General features: G+C 48.0%; 12 protein-coding genes. 7 read left to right on the top strand and 5 right to left on the bottom strand.

Annotated features, from left to right (window positions below; all coding sequences use genetic code 11):
- The first annotated feature begins 87 nt into the window (after nt 1–87).
- From ICN24_RS07615 to ICN24_RS07640, 6 genes are read left to right on the top strand one after another with little or no spacing between them, the layout of a single operon-like run.
- On the top strand, nt 88–8,007 hold the full coding sequence (locus tag ICN24_RS07615) for a filamentous hemagglutinin N-terminal domain-containing protein (RefSeq protein ID WP_216222648.1): 7,920 nt from the start codon (nt 88–90) through the stop codon (nt 8,005–8,007).
- A 51-nt stretch (nt 8,008–8,058) separates the two neighbouring features.
- Entirely contained in the window at nt 8,059–8,832 is a 774-nt protein-coding gene (locus ICN24_RS07620; protein ID WP_216222652.1) for a DUF4239 domain-containing protein, read from the top strand.
- A 4-nt stretch (nt 8,833–8,836) separates the two neighbouring features.
- A complete protein-coding gene (locus tag ICN24_RS07625; RefSeq protein ID WP_216222654.1) occupies nt 8,837–9,625 on the top strand; it encodes a phosphate ABC transporter substrate-binding protein in 789 nt (262 codons plus the stop codon).
- A gap of 1 nt (nt 9,626) precedes the next feature.
- Nucleotides 9,627–10,463, top strand: a complete 837-nt coding sequence (locus ICN24_RS07630; protein ID WP_216222655.1) for a phosphate ABC transporter substrate-binding protein — start codon at nt 9,627–9,629, stop codon at nt 10,461–10,463.
- A 12-nt stretch (nt 10,464–10,475) separates the two neighbouring features.
- Entirely contained in the window at nt 10,476–11,657 is a 1,182-nt protein-coding gene (locus tag ICN24_RS07635; protein WP_216222657.1) for a TAXI family TRAP transporter solute-binding subunit, read from the top strand.
- 13 nt (nt 11,658–11,670) lie between these two features.
- The gene (locus ICN24_RS07640; protein ID WP_255532612.1) at nt 11,671–12,123 is read left to right on the top strand and encodes a hypothetical protein; all 453 of its coding nucleotides are present in this window, start codon (nt 11,671–11,673) and stop codon (nt 12,121–12,123) included.
- Nucleotides 12,124–12,141: 18 nt separating this feature from the next.
- Here ICN24_RS07640 and ICN24_RS07645 read toward each other — a convergent pair whose 3' ends face one another.
- The 5 genes from ICN24_RS07645 to ICN24_RS07665 are packed head-to-tail and all read right to left on the bottom strand — an operon-like array spanning nt 12,142 to nt 16,292.
- A complete protein-coding gene (locus ICN24_RS07645) occupies nt 12,142–12,555 on the bottom strand; it encodes a biopolymer transporter ExbD (protein ID WP_216222659.1) in 414 nt (137 codons plus the stop codon).
- Nucleotides 12,556–12,557: 2 nt separating this feature from the next.
- Nucleotides 12,558–13,250 (bottom strand): MotA/TolQ/ExbB proton channel family protein, encoded by a 693-nt coding sequence (locus ICN24_RS07650; RefSeq protein WP_216222661.1) that lies wholly within the window; start codon nt 13,248–13,250, stop codon nt 12,558–12,560.
- Between the two features lie 5 nt (nt 13,251–13,255).
- A complete protein-coding gene (locus ICN24_RS07655) occupies nt 13,256–13,939 on the bottom strand; it encodes an energy transducer TonB (RefSeq protein WP_216222665.1) in 684 nt (227 codons plus the stop codon).
- The gene (gene murI, locus ICN24_RS07660; RefSeq protein WP_370623117.1) at nt 13,936–14,811 is read right to left on the bottom strand and encodes a glutamate racemase; all 876 of its coding nucleotides are present in this window, start codon (nt 14,809–14,811) and stop codon (nt 13,936–13,938) included. The genes ICN24_RS07655 and murI overlap by 4 nt, the downstream gene beginning before the upstream one ends.
- Nucleotides 14,769–16,292 (bottom strand): fumarate hydratase, encoded by a 1,524-nt coding sequence (locus ICN24_RS07665; RefSeq protein ID WP_216222668.1) that lies wholly within the window; start codon nt 16,290–16,292, stop codon nt 14,769–14,771. The genes murI and ICN24_RS07665 overlap by 43 nt, the downstream gene beginning before the upstream one ends.
- Before the next feature lie 173 nt (nt 16,293–16,465).
- Here ICN24_RS07665 and acs point away from each other — a divergent pair, with 173 nt between their 5' ends.
- Nucleotides 16,466–18,439 (top strand): acetate--CoA ligase, encoded by a 1,974-nt coding sequence (acs, locus tag ICN24_RS07670; protein WP_216222669.1) that lies wholly within the window; start codon nt 16,466–16,468, stop codon nt 18,437–18,439.
- Nucleotides 18,440–18,466 lie beyond the last annotated feature (27 nt).

The following is an 18,466-nucleotide window of genomic DNA, read 5'->3' on the forward strand; positions in this document are numbered from 1 at the left end:
ATTTTCTGTGGGTTTTAGGGCCTATTTATATGATTTTTAAGGGAATTCCTCGTAAAATCTAGTACTAATCTACTAGATCAATACGGCTTGAGTAATTCCCCGGGGGTGTTGCCCCATCATCTTCTTGTTAAACGCTTTGATTCTTTTTCTTTAGGGGCGAAGAAGGCCTTTGCCTTTTCCATTTTTCTGGTTTGCTCATCCAGTGCACTGAATGCCGCTGCTGCAACACTAGCCCCCAAGACTTTGCCGACCAACGGCCAAGTGGTTTCCGGTAGCGCCACCATCTCTCAATCGCAAACCGCTAGTACAGCAACGATGAATGTGAATCAAACTTCACAGCGCGCCGTGATCAATTGGGATAACTTTAACGTCGGTAAAAATGCCACGGTGAACTTTAATCAGCCCAATGCCAGTGCGGTGACCTTAAATCGCGTGACCGGTGGCAATGCTTCGGTGATTGAGGGGGCTGTCAGAGCTAATGGTCAAGTAGTGTTCGTTAATGAAAACGGGGTGACCTTTACCAAGGGAGCAACCGTCAATGCTGCGGGTGTCGTAGCCACCACCATGAACATTGCTGATAAAGATTTCATGGAAGGTAAATCTACTTATCAAGGCAATGGCGCTGGCACGGTGATTAACGAAGGTAAGATTAAAACCAATGTCGATGGTGGCTACATTGCCTTATTGGCACCAGAAGTGCGCAATGATGGGTATCTGATTGCCAAAAAAGGTGCCGGCACTGTTGCGCTAGGTTCTGGCGAGCAAATCACGCTGGACTTTAAGGGCAACTCCCTTATTTCCCTAAAAGTGGATAAAGCTGCTTACCAGGCTTTAATCGAAAACAAGCGTGTCGTTGAAGTCAACGGTGGTTTGGTGGTTATTGCCGCAGGTTCGGCTAATCAGCTGATGGCAACCGTAATCAAAAACACTGGCAAGATCTCAGCGTCTTCAATGGTGAACAACGGCGGTGTAATCGAGTTAGTTGCCAACACTGTGACCCAAGCGGGCAAGGCAGTGGCCAATAGCCAAACTGCTCAAGGTGGTCAGATCAACATCGCGGGCAACGACATCACCGTAGCCCAAAGCTCGAAAACCACTGCTACCGGTGCAACTGGTGGTGGTCAGGTAAATATCGGCTTGGCAACTACGAAGGTGAGTGGCGGTAGTCAAGTGAATGCCGTGACCCCACCAACGCCAGCTATCATTGCCGCCAATTCAAGCCAAGCAGCCCAAAGCAATCAAATGGCCAAAACAGTTACCGTAGAACAAAACGCCGTAATCGACGCATCAGCCACCAAAACGGGTAATGGCGGAACGATTGCCATTTGGTCTCAAGTGCAAACGACGATTGCCGGCATCCTCCAATCGATGGGTGGCGCACTATCGGGTAATGGTGGCTTTATTGAAACCAGCTCTAAAGGCCAAGTCAGCATCGCCCCAACCATGAGCATCAATACCAGCGCCAATAATCAAAGCGGTAAATCAGGCACTTGGCTTCTAGACCCCATTGATCTGACGATTGATCGGGCAGCAGCGAACCTGATTTCCCAAGTGTTGGCTAATAGCAATGTCACTATTGCGGTGACGAATAGTACGATCGCATGCCCCATTGGTGCATGTACGCAAAACGGCACTGCTAGCCTGACCATTGCTAGTGGGGCAGATATTCTTAAAGCCGGAACAAATTACACAACCCTGACCCTTAGTTCTGCCGGTATCTTTAACCTCAATGCAAATATTAGTGGTCAGAACTTAGATGTCATCATCAGCTCTTCGATCGCCTATCTCAATGTTGGCACTACCATCGCTGCCTCTAAAGTAACCGTTCAGGCCCAAACGATATACAGCGCTGGCACGATCCAAACAAGTAACTACCTGAGCAACACCAATCCAGGTTCGCTTGGTAATGTCATCCAATTATTAGCCCAGGCCATTTATGTCTCGGGACGTTTATCGGCTAACGCACCTCAAGGGGTGGCGGGATCAATCAAGCTCGATGCCAATACCATCTTCTTGCAAAACGGTGCTGTACTGGAGGCTAGCGCAGAAGAGGGTGGCCAGATTACAGTTGCTGCCAATGACTCTACTTGGAGCGGTGCTGCTATTCAGGCAAATGGCGGCAATGGCAGGGGAGGTACGCTAGCCATTAGTGCAGCAAACGACCAGCATTTCGACCAAGCATTACTGCAATCCAATGGCACTACTGATGGCGGCGCCATCACTATCACCACAGCCAGTGGTGACCTCATCATCCAAAACTCCACAATCCAAACCAACGGCAGTAATGGCCGTGGCGGAAGCATTGGTGCATCTGCAAGTAATTACGTCACCTTCCAAAATACCGCGATCAATGCAAACGGCAATACCCAAGGTGGCACGATCAAGATAGGCAATGATGCGGACCACGGCACATTGCCTTTTGCTTTATTAACCTCCCTAGATCAATACACCAGCATTAGCGCTGCTCAAACTGACTCCAATGCGACTAATAAAAATGGTGGATTTATCGAGACCTCAGGACAGACCCTGAATCTTCTAGCCTCAATTAATGCTGGTAGAGGGGGTATGTGGTTGTTAGACCCATATTTGCTGACTATTACAGGCGCCCAAAACGTCAATGGTTCTTCTGCCACTAATACCTATATAGGTTCTGTAGGTTTAACAACAATCTCCAACTCGACTCTCAATGCTGCGCTGAATATTGCTGCAGTCACCATAACGGATAGTTCTGGGGATATCACTATTAATGGACCGATTCTCGGGACTAACTCCTTAACCATTGTTGCGAGCTCCGGCAACATTCAGGTAAATGCTGGAATTACGCTGACTGGGGTAGGCTCTTCAATCACTCTTAAAGCGAGTGGATATATTTCTACTAATGGCGCTAACACCTTCCAAACGAATGGTGGAGATGTCATTTTCTGGTCTAACTCCGGAAATGTATCTAGTACTAGTGCGACAAGCGCCAACTTCATCTATGTGGATTCAGGCACTCAAATGCTTACCCATGGCGGCGCCATTTATCTTGCTGGTGGAGCATCATCCCCGGTTGGCACAACTACTGCCAATGGAAATCAGTATCCAACTGGCTATGCATTTACGGGAACTCAAACCACGGTTTCAAGTGCTGCTGGACTAGTAGGAGTTGGTTCTGGGGTTTTGTTGGGACCCTACGCAGGCCGCTCTGACCCGATCATTCTGAAATCAGCCGGTGGAAATGTTGTGATCGCGGGCGCAGAGACCAAAGCAACCAGCGATGGATTGCCAGGGTTTTCTAGTCAGTCCTCATTCTTGATTGATTCTGGCACTGGCAATATTTCCATCTCAGGCAAAGCGCACAGTGGCCATGGTATTGAGCTTGGTTATGGCTCTGCTTACAGCAATATTGTCATTACATCAGCCTCAACATCGCCTAATGCTATTCAAATTAGCGGCACCTCCGAGGTTGGCTATGGGTATGAGGGTTTTTGGGCTGTGCATCTTGCCGATTCAAATACTCCAGGTGTGTTGATTCAGGGTACTGGCCTCGGTGGTGGCGTGAGCGTCACGGGAATTAATGCTACCTCAGGAGTTGGTCTTTATTTAAGTGATATCGCCATTCTTTCAAGCGGGGGACCCGTTCGACTCAATGCAACAACTTTTGTGATGCAAGGTACAACAGCATTTTTGGGTGCCTGCTCTGGCAGCAGTTACCCTTGCTCCAGTTACACAATTGGTTCGGATACTTATACGCCGGTTACTAATTCCTCGGGTAGCGTCACGATCAATGTCGACTCAAGAAGTGTAGGTGCTTATGTATGGAATGGTGTTTTAACAGTTAACACCACCGCAGGCCTGACCATTGCTCCTTATACGAGCAATGGTTGGTCTGGCACTGCCTTTAACTGGTCTGGAACAAATTCTGTATCTAGTGGCGGAATTAATACCTTTACGGCAGATGCCAACAGTTTTATTGGCGCAGCAAATATGTTGGTCGTACGGGGTATTAATACGCTCACCATTGGTGCTGCAAACAACACCAATGATGTCAATATTTCGCAGGACGTCAGTCCATTTGGAGCAGTCACTGTCTATGGCGGCAATATTAATGTTAATGCGACCATTAATAATCTATTGGGCAATATGTTGCTGCAGAGTACTAGTGGTGACATCACTATCAACTCTGGCATTAATTGGGGTGCTGGAACAACATTAACTTTGAGCGCCTACGCCAATATCTATATCAACTCGCATCTCTCATCCACTGCGGGAACGATGAATGTGATCTATGGTAGACAGTATTCCAATGGATGCACTGCATCGCTTAACCCAGTTTGCAGCGCTTTCTTAGTCAAAGGTAGTGTTGGCATGGATTCCGGCTCAACCTTATCTATTCAGCAAGGTTCATCATCGTTCTACAACCATCTCTACACCATCATTAATACCTTGGGTGTCCAGGGCGACACCAGCGGTACGACATTGCAAGGCATTAACACTAGCTCTTCCGCAGGTTATTACGCAATTGGGAATGACATCGATGCTAATGCCACCGCGAGCTGGAATAGCGGTACGGGTTTCACCCCAATTGGTAGTGCTGCCACCAGCGGCATTTTTGGGAATACTAGCGATGGTTATATACAGGGATTGGGTAATCGCATTATCCATCTGACCATTAACGCAACTGCTGGCCAATATATCGGACTAGTGACACAGTTGGGCCCTAATGGACAAATTTCGAATCTTGGTTTAGATGGCGGCATGATTAAGACGAGAACGAATACCACAGTGGGCATAGGTTCTTTTGTGGGTTATGTGGGCTCTTGGTCAACGGTTGGCCTTGTTGGAAATTATTCTTCAGCTTCAGTGGTGTATGAGCCAACCAACAATCCTACAAGCTATGTTTTTATTGGCGGTTTAGCAGCCGATACAAATCAGGCTCTCAAGCCTCAGCTAAAAGATAATGCATTCACAGGAACTATCAATGTCACTATTCCTGGAAATGCGACATCAGCCATCGTCTATGTTGGCGGCCTTCTGGGTAGGTTAGTACAAAACCCTCTATCCAATAGCTTTAGCTCTGGCACCATTACAGTAGACAATTTTGCCGGTGCTGGAATGTTTGTCGGCGGTTTAGTAGGTGAGTGGTGGGGTGCAGGCGCCTCACAAATTAGCAATAGCTATTCCAGCACAACCATCAATCTTGGTAACCACACTGGCGCAAGAGCAGCAGCGGTTGGTGGTTTGGTTGGAGAGGGTAGCAATGCTAACTGCACTGCAAATACAAACTTATGCGGAACTATTGCTAATAGTTATGCGGTAGGCAATATCACAACGGGTACAAACTGGTATAGCGGTGGTATTTTGGGTTATTTCAATTCAACGGCCAGTGTCAATCCTTACAAATACAACAACGTCTATTCTTCGGTCAATATTAATAATCCTACTGCTGCAAACATAGGCGGCATTATTGGTTATATCAATGCAACGCCCGGATCGGGTTGGGCCTCTGAAGGGCAGCCTATTTTTACCAATACCTATTGGAATACCGATCTTGAGCCAAATGCAATTGGCCAAAATATTAGCAATGCCTCGACTACAGGCGCAACCGGTCTTACCGCAGTCCTCTTCGGTACCCGATCTTCATTTCCGAGTTTTGATTTTGCCAATACCTGGACTTATTCTGGTTCCATAAACTCAGGATTGCCTTCCTTGATGATTTATAGCCCTCTCAAGGTGGCTCCAACCTATTTATATGTATTGCTTGTGCCGGGTAGTAGTGTATACGGACAAACGCCGACTTTCACATACGGAATTTATAACTCTGCGGACGGCACAAGCATTGTGTCACCAGCATTGTCTAATCTAGTTTCAGGTAGTGTGGTGTGGGGCGGCACTGTTCCTGATGCTAGCTCTTCAGTTGGGTCATATGTTGTTCGCTACCTTTCTGGACTGAATATCTCCAATTCTTCCTACAGCTTGCTCGCAGGTAACGGTAAAAGCTGGACTATTACACCTGCACCATTGGGAATTCAGGTGAATGCCACTTATAACGGCGGTAATGTATTTACGCCAAGCAACAGCACAATTACTACCTCTGGCTTGGTATCGGGGCAGTCTATTACTAGTGTGTCAGCAAGCTCTAATCTAGTAGGCCCTGGAAACTATGTGACCAGTCTTAGCGGTACTGGCGGATTTGTTGCAAGCAACTACATGATCTATAACGCAAACGAAGTAGGTAACGCTGGTATACAAAACGGTGCCGTCTATTCCGGAATCCCGAGTGGTTCGAGCAATCTTGGCGGAACCAATTTAGTGGCCTTAGCTCCTAAACCAATCACGATTACCAACAATGTTGTCTCGGCAACCTACGATGCGAACACTTCTTATGCAGCTTTAGTAGCTTCTGCTGGATATAGTCTCAGCGCACCATTGGTTGGAGGTGATGCTATTGGCGCCCTGAACCAGACGGTTACTATTAGCGGCGCTTTAGCTAGCGGTATTGCTCAGGCCGGCACATTCGTGAGTACTCCGGGCGCTGCTGTTTTATCTACCGGAAATGCGAATAACTATCTATTTAGTTACGCTCCAACAAGCAATACAGTAGCTAAGGCCAATCTTCGTATTACTGCGACACCAAGCTTGCTAGGCAATACCTACACTGGCGCAACGTATACCAGTACTTACACCACTACATTCTTATCAGCAACAGATGCCAATAACGCTACTATTACTGGTACGGTATCTGAATCAAATGCGGGGACTTATTCATCGCACTTGGCTGTGACGGGTTCATCATTGGTGAACTACAACACGCCAATCATTTCTGATGCAAACTTCGTGATTGCCAAAGCGCCATTAATTGTTAAGGCAATTAGTGCGAAGCGTGAAGCAGGCGCGGTATTCTCAGGTGGTAATGGGGTTGCGTATATTGGTTTGCAAAATGGCGATACCCCATCCGTTCTTTCTGGTACCTTGACGTATTCTGGTTCATCTCAAGGGGCAAGCACCGCCGGTACTTATGCGATTGTGCCTAGTGGTCTAACTAGTCAAAACTATGCCATTAGCTATGCGTCTGGAGATTTGGTCCTAACCCCTCAACCAGTGGTTTTAGTCCCAGTCTTTATTCCACCACCTGTCGTTGTGCCCGTTGTTGCCCCACCTCCGCCGCCAGCTGCCCCTCCAGTAATGGTAGTTGTCGCTCCACCGCCTAGTGTTGGTAGTGAAGGCGCTGCTCCGCCGCCCGGTCAAGTCATGCCACCTCCTCGTGCCACGATGACCGTAGTTGCTCCAGATGGCACGGTCAGCTTGGGTGCGGCCGCTCCAGCTGCGCCACCAGCTGCACCACCAAGTTCTCCTCCTGCTGCCGCATCGGCTCCTGCTACTGCATCCGCTCCTCCCGCAGCTCCGCCTGGTGCCGGCAGTTCAAGCTCAAACAGTAGTTCTAGCGCTTCATCTTCTGCTGATGGCAAATCTTCAAGTAGCAAAGATGGTAACGGCAAGTCTGAGCGAGTCGGTAAATACGATGCTAGGAAATTGGCTGCTTTGAAAGAGGCTGATAAAACAGATGCCAAGAAATCGGGCACTGGAACAGCAGCAAAATACGCTGGTAAGTATGCCAATGGCTTCCGAGCAGCAGAGAAGGTTGCCACCAAAGAAGCTGCTAAAGAGGGGGCTAAAGAGGGCGTTGCTAAACCTGGCACCAATACCGCCAAGGCAGCACCGCCAAGAGAAGGTAAGTACAGTAACCGCCTGAATGCCCTGGCGAATTCTGGGGCAGTCAATATGCCGCTGGCGCAAAACCAGCTAACGGCAACTGGCTTACCTCCTTTACCTGGTGCTCCGGTTGAGGTTGCGGTACCTACTGTTTTACGGGGCGGGGATAGCCTTTCCCAGTCCTATGATGATGTACCATCGATACGTAATTCAGGGGTTGCAAACGTAGGCCGTTCCCGTAATACAGAGAATTATCACGAAAGCTTAGAGTCGGTAAATCTGATGTCAACACTGAATTTATTTATTGTTCACTAATCATTGCAAATTGAATTGAAAGATGCCGCTTGGCAATAGGAATGTAAATACATGATTAACTTTTTTCACTCATTGCCAAATGAAGCAATTGGTCTGAGCATTATGTTTTTTGGTTTGCTATTTTCAACAGCGATTCCTTTTTACATTCGCTGGAAATATAAGCTCAATCCAGATGAGCATTTAGCAAAGGGCGCGGAAGAGGGTTTCAAATTATTTACCTCGATTACGCTTTTGCTGATTGCTTTTTCTTTAGTGCGCGTACAGGGCGATCATCGCAATGTAGAAGACTTAGTATCTAGGGAAGCAGCATTAATGCTTAAACTCAACCGCTCGCTGGCCGCCTTTGGCGGTGCCCAGGCTACTGAGTTGCAGGGCGATCTTAAAGATTATGCTAATGCGATCGTGAATGATGAATGGCCACTAATGGCTAAGGGTCAACGCAGCGAAGAGGCATCTAACGTGCTAACGGATTTGACACAAGGCATTCGTCTACTGGATCCCAGAAATCCCGTGCAGCAAATGGCTCGTGCAGAGATTGTGACTACACTCAATCAACTCTCAGACGTGCGAGAGGCGCGGCTATCGGCTGCAAGGCTTCAGTTACCAGCTTACCTTTGGGAGGCGCTGACAGTATCGGTTACCTTGCTGATTGTCTTTGGGTGGCTCCAAAATCCGCTGCCCAAAATGGTTGCCTACGTGGGCGGTGTCACGATCGGCGTGGCACTCCTGCTCACTTTGGTGATTGCCCTAGAAGGATTATTCGTGGGCGAGAGCCAAGTCAAGCCTGAAGCAATCCTGCATATATTGCCAAACCTAGGAGCATAGCTCGATGCCTCAAGCGCCAGCACCTAGCGATAACGTGCAATATATTCAGTTGCGGGGCTCATCTACCGTGCTGCGCATCATGCAAAGTATTGGCTCGCAATATATGGATGAGCATCCGGATGTTCGTTTGCCATTGGTCGGCGGCGGCACCTCGGTCGGATATAAGTCTGTATTAGATGGTAGCTGTGATATCGGTATGGCTTCCGGACAATGCTCGCCAGAAATCGACGTTTGGGCAGAGAAAAATAAATATGCCTATGAAGCGGTCACCATCGCAGTAGACGGCATAGCGGCGATTGTGAATCCAGCAAACCCCATTGCTGATTTGAGTTTGGATCAATTGCACGATATTTTTACCGGCAAGGTGACTGCCTGGTCGCAGGTAGGGAAGTATTCCGGCCTGATTAATGTGGTGAGTCATAACCCACAGCTAGGCACTTATGATCCCTGGAAGAGGCAGGTTGCTGGCAAGGATTACATTACCTTGCAAGCGACGGTGGTGAGCGGCCATCAAGAACTATTTCGCTTGATTAGCGCCGATAAAAATGCCATCGGCTATGTAAATGCTACTTTCTTAAAAAATGCCACCGTCAAAGCAATAGCCATTAATGGATATTTGCCTACCTACCAAAATATTAAGAGCGAAAGTTACCCTGTGCGCAACCCCTTACAGTTGCTCACAAGACCTTCACCAAGCGCAGAGGTTAAGAGTTACCTGGCGTACTGCTTGGATGCGAGCAAAGGCCAAGCGCTCATCAAAAATGCGGGCTTAGTACCCGTAAACGGAGATTAAGATGGATCGTCGTCAATTACTCCGCAACATTGGAATAGCATCACTTGCTACAGTCTGCGTTGGTGCTGGTGGTTGGATGGCTTACCCGCTGTTATTTCCAAAGATTCAAAAAGAGCTGATGATTTCTGGTTCCTTATCGGTTTCGCGATTCATTGCATTGCTCATTGGTCCGTTTATTGAAAAGTTTCCCAATGCCAGAGTAGCCATTCAGGGTGGAGGTTCTTATGCGGGTCTAGTGGCCCTACAAAACGGCGGCATTGATGTTGCCATGATGTCTAGGGATCTCAATTTTGATGAGTTCAACTTAGAACTGCGCTCTCATTTGATTGGCATCGAAGGCGTAGCTATTGTGGTGCACCCAGAATTAGGCGTTCAAAACATTACATTAGAGAAATTGAGTGAAATTTTTGAAGGTAATATCACCAATTGGAGTGAATTGGGTGGCCCCAATAAACGCATTCATTTGTATGGCAGGGCGGAAGGTTCCACTACAAGAGGCTTTGTCGAAGATGTCGTCATGCGCGGCGCAGCTTTTGATCGAAAACTAACGGTGTGTGATAGTGCCGTGCACCTTGCCAATGCAGTTTTGGGTGATCCGCATGGCATTGGCTATCTCACTATGCGTAATTTGACCGATCAATTAAAAGCAGTTGCTATTAATGGCATTGAAATTAGTGATAAGACGCTCTTGCTCAAAATGTACCCCTTAGCGAGAGATATGTTTTTGGTGAGCAAGAATACCGCCAATGATGTGGCTAAGGATTTTGTTCGCTATAGCTTGAGCGCACCTGCTCAAGATATTTTCGTTAAGCATGGCTTAACTCAGGTTTCTAAATAGAGGTTTAGCTTCATGGCTGGTATAGAAAACGAAATAGAAAAGCACTTATTTGCCGCATTAGATTGGCTCAGAAGCAAGCACCACATTCGTAAGGGCTTGGCCCTGGTGGTGATTGGTTTATTACTCGGCTTGGCAGGCAAATTTGCGTACGATCTCTATCCTCAGCATTACACCCTGAGTATTAGCGGTGGTGGCATGCTCACCAAGACACATTACCTCACGAAGGTCTTGCAGGATGAGGCGGCCCATCACAACATTACCCTCAATATTATCCCTACTACAGGCTCTTTTCAGTCACTCAATGAGCTCAATGATGGCCGTTTAGATTTAGCCTTTGTGCAGGGCGGTATTGCGCCAACAGGTTATGCAGATGTTACCCAGGTGGCTTCACTTGCTCCCGAGCTGATTCAGTATTTAGTCAGGCCTGATGTGAAGTCTATTCGGGATATTCGTGGCAAGACCGTGAATGTGGGTGAGAAAAACGGCGGCACGAGTATTGTTTCGAATCAAATCTTGCGCTTCTCGGGCTTGGTTCCTGAGGTTGATTACGTAGAAAAGAACTACTCGGACGAAGAGCTTTTGACAATGAAGACAGAGAAGTTGCCAGATGTTATTGTCCAAGTATCTTATGCGCCATCCGCTACTGTGGACTTCTTAGTCCAAAAGCGGAACTACCATTTGCTGGAAATGCCATTTCCACCTTCGCTTGCCATGCGTATGGGTTGGGTATCTGATGCCAAAATCTTGGCTTATATGTATCGGATTGCGCCAGCCGTACCAGAGACCGATATTCGGGTGGTTGGGGTCAATTTAAATTTACTCGCTAATAAAGATGTCAGTCCACGCGCTATCTCGCGCTTGCTCTATGTTTTATATAGCCCCCAAGTGAGCTCGCGCTTTGGCGTGCCACTCTCACAAGACAAGATGCTGAACCCATCTGGCTTCCCAATTTCTGAAGGCACTAGCAAGTTCATTGCAAGCCAACAGCCATTGATTACCAATCAAATGATTGATCAGATCAAAGGCGTCTTTGGCCTGATCATGACCTTGCTGTCTATTTCTCTGGTGATCTTCAAGTGGTTTAAAACGCCAGAGGATGATGAGCCCGAACATGAAGACGAGGAGGGTGGTGGCAAGCCGGGCCTTGGCGATCACTTCAATAGCATTACTGGAAACTTGTCTAAATTTGATTAGTGAGTTTGGATTGATGCGCTGTCTATTTCTGTATGTACTACTGCTTGTTGCCTATCCCATGACTGCCTTCGGTGCCGACGCATTGTTATTTGAGTGCAAGCGCACCGAAAAAGATTATGTCGAAGAGTATGAGATGAAAGTGCTGCCTGCAAGCGCAACTCAGAAAGCCAAAATCTTTTTAGATGATCGGGATCTTGATCAGTCCGATAGCAATGGCACGCAAACCGTCAAAAGCATTGTGGTTGCTCCAGGAGCAATATTGATGACGATCGAAGCGCGTTTTGATCCAGAAGTGGTGCAGGGCGCTCCCTATTCTGCTGGTACGGTGATGACGCAAATGACCTTGAGCCGCAATACTGGCGTGATGAAGAAGGTTGAGACGATTAACGGCGGTATCTTGGGTGCCACCCTTGGGAACGGTACTCGGGTCAGCGAAGAACTCTGTCGACCTGTTTCTGGGCGCTGAGCCCAGCATCGGTAATTGCTAATTGGGTTCGGTAACAAAGCCCAGTTTAGTGAGGCCAGCGCGACGTGATGCAGCCAAGACTTGAGCCACGTATTCATATTGAACCGACTTGTCCGCACGCAAGTTAATTTCTGGTTGTGGGTCTTTTTGAGCAGCTTTTTCAGCATAGCCGTCAAAGGTTTTGAGATCGATCGGGGTGCTGTTCCAAAAAATCTGCCCTTTAGCGTCGATCGAGAGCTGAACTGATTCAGGCTTCACTTCATTGCGAACGCTATTCGCTTTAGGCAGCTCGACCTTTACTGCTTGCTGAATGACAGGCAGGGTGATGATGAAAATAATCAAGAGCACCAGCATCACGTCAACCATCGGCGTCATATTGATTTCCGCCATGATGGCGTCTTCATTCTGATCATCTTGCATATGAAAAGACATGCTTATTCTCCAGACTTCACACGTGCACCAGTTACAAAGTAGGCAAGCAAGTCATTACCAAAACGATTAAGTTCGGCTACCAGTAGTTTGTTCGCACGGTTAATGGCGTTAAATCCGAGCACCGCTGGAATCGCCACCGCAAGGCCAAGGGCTGTCATGATCAAGGCCTCACCAATCGGGCCGGCAACCTGATCAATCTGCGCACTTCCGGAGCTGCTGATCGAAATCAAAGCATGGTAGATGCCCCACACCGTACCAAAAAGACCGATAAAGGGGGCCACTGCACCGGTAGAGCCTAAGAAGGTTAAGCCTTTTTGCAAGCTAGCAGCCACACTATCAATACCGTTTTTGATACTGCGCGCCATCCATTCCGAATAATTCAAAGTCTGCAGTAATTCGCGGTGATTATTGGATTGGCTTTGGTGATGCACGGAGGCGGAGCTAGCCGATTTAGCAATTTGAAAATAAGGATTGAGCTGGTGATTGCTAAATGCCTGCAATCCTTGCTCATAGGAAGTCGCGCGCCAGAAGTTGTCGAGCTCGGGTTTGAGCTTACGCAGATTGCGCAGTTCCCAAAAGCGGCTGAGCAAAATCACCCAAGTCACGATAGAGCAGGTCAATAGAGCCAGCGCCACAAAGCGGGTAATGGCATCGCCTTCAAGCCAAAGATTTGCTATTCCAAAGGGTGTGTTCATAGTGATTAATTCTTCAGATTAAATTTAATTAAAAGATTAGTGGAAATTCTTTGGGGTGAACCATTTACCGTAAAAGGTTTAAAGCGATACCGTTTACCAATTTCGAACGCTGCGCGATCGAGTCTTGGGAAGCTGCTCGATTGCAAAAGTGCCACATCTTCAACATCGCCAGATTCAGAAATGATTAGCCGCACAACCGCTGTTCCTTGTTCCCCCGACCTCTTAGAAAACGAAGGGTAGTAGGCATCCGCATCTGGCTGATAGAGCACTACGAGTTTACCAATGTCTGTTTGAATCGGGGTGCCGCTAGCCCCACCGCTAGTAGAGGGCGCAACCGCTGCATTTTGGGTTTGCGCTTCACTCTTGCTTTGTTGGCTTTGCTGGCTGGTATTTTCTTGATTTTGCTTAGGAACCGGCTTTTGTGAGGACTTTTCCTCTACTGTTTTCTTCTTCGGCTCTTCTTTGGGTTTTGGGGGCGGGGCAGCTGGCGCTTGCTGGCTCTTATTAGCCGCTTCTGGACTCACTAAATTGGCCATTACCCGTGCATCGTCCATTTGCGGCGGCTTTGCGGTCCAATGCAAAAATTCTAGGGCGGGTAATGCATGTAATAACAGCACGATACCAATGATGATGCGTTCCGTTTTATTAAACGGCAGATGTGTGTCTAAGCGTTTTAGGAAAGTGCTCATGACACCTTGCCTAAAAGAACGGCTTGAATAGCATGAGCATCCAAATCGCTGCGCATCAAATCTTGAGCCATCGCCAATAAAACTGTTTCATCCTTACTGCTGATCAATTGCACTGTGCCGTTTGAGCGATCAGTGTTTACCTCTTGGGGGTAAAGTGATTCAAGCTGGCGTTTCAATTGCTTCACAACGGCTTCGCTTGTGTCGATCAGGGCAATGCTATCGCCTAACAATTTGCGAATGGCTTTTCTAAGGAAAGGGTAGTGGGTACAACCCAAAACAATGGTGTCGGCGCCGGCATCCTGAATCGGCTCTAAATGACTGGCCAATAAATCCAATGTTTCTTCGCTGTCAGCTTTGCCGGCCTCAATCAGCGGGACAAGGCCTGCGCCCGCTTGTTTGATGAAGCGGCAATCGCTTGGCAGGGTGGCCAATAAAGCGTTGAATTTATCGCTTTTAAGGGTGGCCTCTGTGGCGAGCACGCCCACAATGCCATTTTGTGTCTGCATCGAGGCGGGCTTGATCCCCGGCTCAACCCCAATGACGGGCACATCCAGGCTGGCGCGTATTTGCGCAATAGCCTGGGCGGTAGCGGTGTTGCAGGCTACAACAATGGCATCGCAACCAGCATTCGCTAGATAAGTACATAGGCTTAGGCTGCGCTGCGCAATCCAGTCACTCGACTTTTCGCCGTAAGGGGCGTTTGCGGAATCGGCTAGATAGATATAGTCGTGCTGTGGAAGCTGGCGTAGAGCTTCATCCAAGATGGATAAACCTCCTACGCCAGAATCAAAGACGCCAATTAGGGACAATTCAGTGCCAATGTGATCGATTAGGCAATCTTGACTGGAATATTGCCAATTTTTGCCTGCCACTCTTTAGGGCCAGTCTCATGCATGGAGATACCTTCTGAGTTCACTGCTACTGTAACTGGCATGTCTTTAACATCAAACTCATAAATTGCTTCCATGCCAAGATCTGCAAAGCCAACCACTTTAGAGTGCTGAATTGCTTTAGATACTAAGTACGCAGCACCACCAACAGCCATGAGGTAAGCAGACTTATGTTTCTTAATGGCTTCAATGGCTACTGGGCCACGCTCGGCTTTGCCGATCATAGAAATCAAACCTGTGTTAGCCAACATCATTTCAGTGAACTTATCCATGCGGGTAGAGGTTGTGGGACCTGCTGGACCAACCACTTCATCGCGCACTGGATCTACTGGGCCAACATAGTAGATCACTCGATTTTTGAAGCTCACTGGTAATTCTTCGCCTTTGGCCAACATGTCTTGAATGCGCTTGTGAGCTGCATCGCGACCGGTCAAAATCTTGCCATTCAATAATAAAGTCTGGCCTGGCTTCCAGCTGGCGACTTCTTCAGCAGTCAATGTATCTAAATTAATGCGCTTAGATTTTTGAACATCTGGTGTCCAGGTGACATCTGGCCAATCAGACAAAGAAGGCGCTTCTAATTTCGCAGGACCATCACCGTGGAGATGGAAGTGCACGTGGCGGGTCGCCGCACAGTTTGGAATCATCGCTACAGGTAATGACGCGGCGTGGGTTGGGTAATCGAGGATCTTGATATCCAATACAGTAGCCAAGCCACCTAAGCCCTGAGCACCAATGCCCAGTTTGTTTACTTTATCGTAGAGCTCGAGACGCAACTCTTCAACACGATTCTTTGGGCCACGCTCAATAAGTTCTTGAATATCTACTGGGCCCATCAAAGCCTCTTTAGCCATCAGCATGGCTTTTTCTGGTGTACCACCAATGCCGATGCCCAAGATGCCAGGAGGGCACCAGCCAGCGCCCATCGTAGGAACGGTTTTCAAAACCCAATCGACGATAGAGTCTGAGGGGTTGAGCATGACCATCTTGGCCTTGTTCTCTGAGCCACCACCTTTGGCGGCGCAAATGACTTCAACATCATCGCCAGGAACAATTTCATAATGAACAACAGCAGGGGTGTTATCGCCAGTATTTTTACGCTTTCCCGCAGGATCAGTTAATACAGAAGCACGAAGCATATTTTCTGGGTTGAGGTAAGCGCGACGCACGCCTTCGTTCACCATCTCAGTAACGCTCATCGTGGCATCTGCCCACTGCACATTCATACCAATCTTGAGAAACACCACGGCAATACCGGTATCTTGGCAAAGCGGGCGATGACCTTCGGCGCACATACGGCTATTGGTCAAAATCTGAGCAATCGCATCCTTAGCAGCTTCGCCTTTTTCCAAGGAATAGGCCTTACCCATGGCATCGATAAAGTCCTTGGGGTGGTAGTAGGAGATGAATTGGAAGGCGTCTGCAACGCTTTGAATGAGGTCGTTTTGTTTAATTTGTGTCATGGTTATTGGTTAATTTCCACATAATTAGTAAGGTTTCCCCTATTTTAAGGGTTTGCCATAGAGCAAATCCCCGGTGTTTTCACTTATCTTCATATCTCTTGGTGGGTGAACCCCATCATTTTGCGGCATTTTCGCAAAAAGACTACTGATTATTAGATAGAGGGCTGTGAAGCATGGAACCGTTAATGCAAGAAAATCGCGTTTTTAACCCACCTGCAGACTTTGTTAAGGGTGCCGCTATTCCAGGCATGGATGCCTATAAAAAGCTATGTGCCGAAGCAGAAAAAGATTATGACGGTTTCTGGGGTCGTCTTGCTAAAGAAAACATCTATTGGAAGAAGCCATTTACCAAGGTATTGGATGAGTCCAAAGCACCTTTCTACAAGTGGTTTGAAGATGGCACAACCAATGCCTCTTATAACTGTTTAGATCGTCAGGTTGAAGCTGGCTTGGGTGACAAGACTGCCATCATCTTTGAAGCAGATGATGGCACAGTAACCAAAGTTACCTATAAAGAAATGCTCGAGCGTGTTTGCAAGATGGCAAATGCGTTGCGCAAGATGGGCGTTAAGTCTGGTGATAGCGTCATCATTTACATGGCCATGACTATCGAAGGCATTGTTGCAATGCAAGCCTGTGCTCGTATTGGTGCAATTCACTCTGTGGTGTTTGGTGGATTCTCTGCTCAAGCATTGCGCGATCGCATCATGGACGTTGGTGCAGTAGCAGTGATTACTGCTGATGGTCAGTTCCGTGGCGGCAAAGCATTGCCACTCAAAGCCATTTGCGATGAAGCACTTTCTACCGGCGAGTGCCCTAAGGTAAAGCATGTCATCGTCAGCAAGCGTACTGGTACAGATGTTGCGATGCAGGCAGGTCGCGATGTCTGGATGCAAGAGATCGTAGCGAACGAGTCAACTACTTGCGAGCCAGAGTGGGTCAGCGCAGAGCACCCACTCTTTATTCTCTATACCTCGGGTTCTACTGGTAAGCCAAAGGGTGTGCAGCACTCTACTGGTGGCTACCTCTTGTGGGCCATTCTCACAATGAAGTGGACTTTTGACATTAAGCCAAACGATGTGTTCTGGTGTACTGCCGACATTGGTTGGGTCACTGGCCACTCTTACATTACTTATGGCCCGCTCGCAGTGGGCGCTACTGAGATCGTATTTGAAGGCGTACCAACTTATCCAAATGCCGGTCGTTTCTGGGACATGATTCAGAAACACAAAGCATCTATCTTCTACACAGCACCAACCGCGATTCGTTCTTTGATCAAAGCATCTAGCAATGACGAAGCAGTGCATCCAAAGAGCTATGACTTGTCCTCACTGCGTCTCTTGGGTTCAGTAGGCGAGCCAATCAATCCAGAAGCGTGGATGTGGTACTACGAACATGTTGGAAATTCCAAATGCCCAATCGCAGACACCTTCTGGCAAACCGAAACGGGTGGTCATATGATCTCCCCATTGCCAGGTGCAACTCCGATGATTCCAGGTTCATGCACCTTGCCATTGCCTGGTATTCAGGCGGCGATTGTGGATGAGGCAGGCGTGGATGTACCCAATGGCCAAGGCGGTATTTTGGTTGTGAAGCGTCCATGGCCATCCATGATTCGTACGATTTGGAATGATCCAGACCGCTTCGTGAAGTCTTATTTCCCAGAAGAATTGGGAGGCACTCTCTATCTGGCTGGTGACGGCGCGATCCGCAATAAGGACACTGGCTATTTCACTATTACTGGTCGTATCGATGACGTCCTGAACGTTTCTGGTCACCGCATGGGCACGATGGAAATCGAGTCTTGCTTGGTTGCTAATCCATTGGTTGCTGAGGCAGCTGTGGTGGGTCGTCCAGACGAGCTCACTGGCGAGGCTATTTGCGTATTCGTGGTTCTCAAAGGCGGTCGTCCAACCGGTGAAGAGGCTAAAAAGGTTGCAACAGAGTTGCGCAACTGGGTTGGTAAAGAGATTGGCCCAATCGCTAAACCAAAAGATGTTCGTTTTGGCGATAACTTGCCTAAAACCCGTTCTGGCAAGATCATGCGTCGTCTCTTGCGTGTGATTGCTAAGGGCGAGGAAGTCACTCAAGACACCTCCACCTTGGAAAATCCACATATCTTGGATCAGCTCAAAGAGTCCTTATAAGCCGTCTTTATCAGGATTTGGGGTAAA

Origin of the sequence: Polynucleobacter sp. UK-Kesae-W10, from assembly GCF_018881575.1 — a bacterium.
In the GTDB taxonomy this organism is placed as follows: Bacteria; Pseudomonadota; Gammaproteobacteria; order Burkholderiales; family Burkholderiaceae; genus Polynucleobacter.

What these genes read in the sequence shown, in the direction of transcription:
- ICN24_RS07620 (WP_216222652.1), top strand. Translation starts at nt 8,059, where the DNA reads ATGATTAACTTTTTTCACTCATTGCCAAATGAAGCAATTGGTCTGAGC.
- ICN24_RS07625 (WP_216222654.1), top strand. Translation starts at nt 8,837, where the DNA reads ATGCCTCAAGCGCCAGCACCTAGCGATAACGTGCAATATATTCAGTTG.
- ICN24_RS07630 (WP_216222655.1), top strand. Translation starts at nt 9,627, where the DNA reads ATGGATCGTCGTCAATTACTCCGCAACATTGGAATAGCATCACTTGCT.
- ICN24_RS07635 (WP_216222657.1), top strand. Translation starts at nt 10,476, where the DNA reads ATGGCTGGTATAGAAAACGAAATAGAAAAGCACTTATTTGCCGCATTA.
- ICN24_RS07640 (WP_255532612.1), top strand. Translation starts at nt 11,671, where the DNA reads ATGCGCTGTCTATTTCTGTATGTACTACTGCTTGTTGCCTATCCCATG.
- ICN24_RS07645 (WP_216222659.1), bottom strand. Translation starts at nt 12,555, where the DNA reads ATGTCTTTTCATATGCAAGATGATCAGAATGAAGACGCCATCATGGCG.
- ICN24_RS07650 (WP_216222661.1), bottom strand. Translation starts at nt 13,250, where the DNA reads ATGAACACACCCTTTGGAATAGCAAATCTTTGGCTTGAAGGCGATGCC.
- ICN24_RS07655 (WP_216222665.1), bottom strand. Translation starts at nt 13,939, where the DNA reads ATGAGCACTTTCCTAAAACGCTTAGACACACATCTGCCGTTTAATAAA.
- ICN24_RS07665 (WP_216222668.1), bottom strand. Translation starts at nt 16,292, where the DNA reads ATGACACAAATTAAACAAAACGACCTCATTCAAAGCGTTGCAGACGCC.
- acs (WP_216222669.1), top strand. Translation starts at nt 16,466, where the DNA reads ATGGAACCGTTAATGCAAGAAAATCGCGTTTTTAACCCACCTGCAGAC.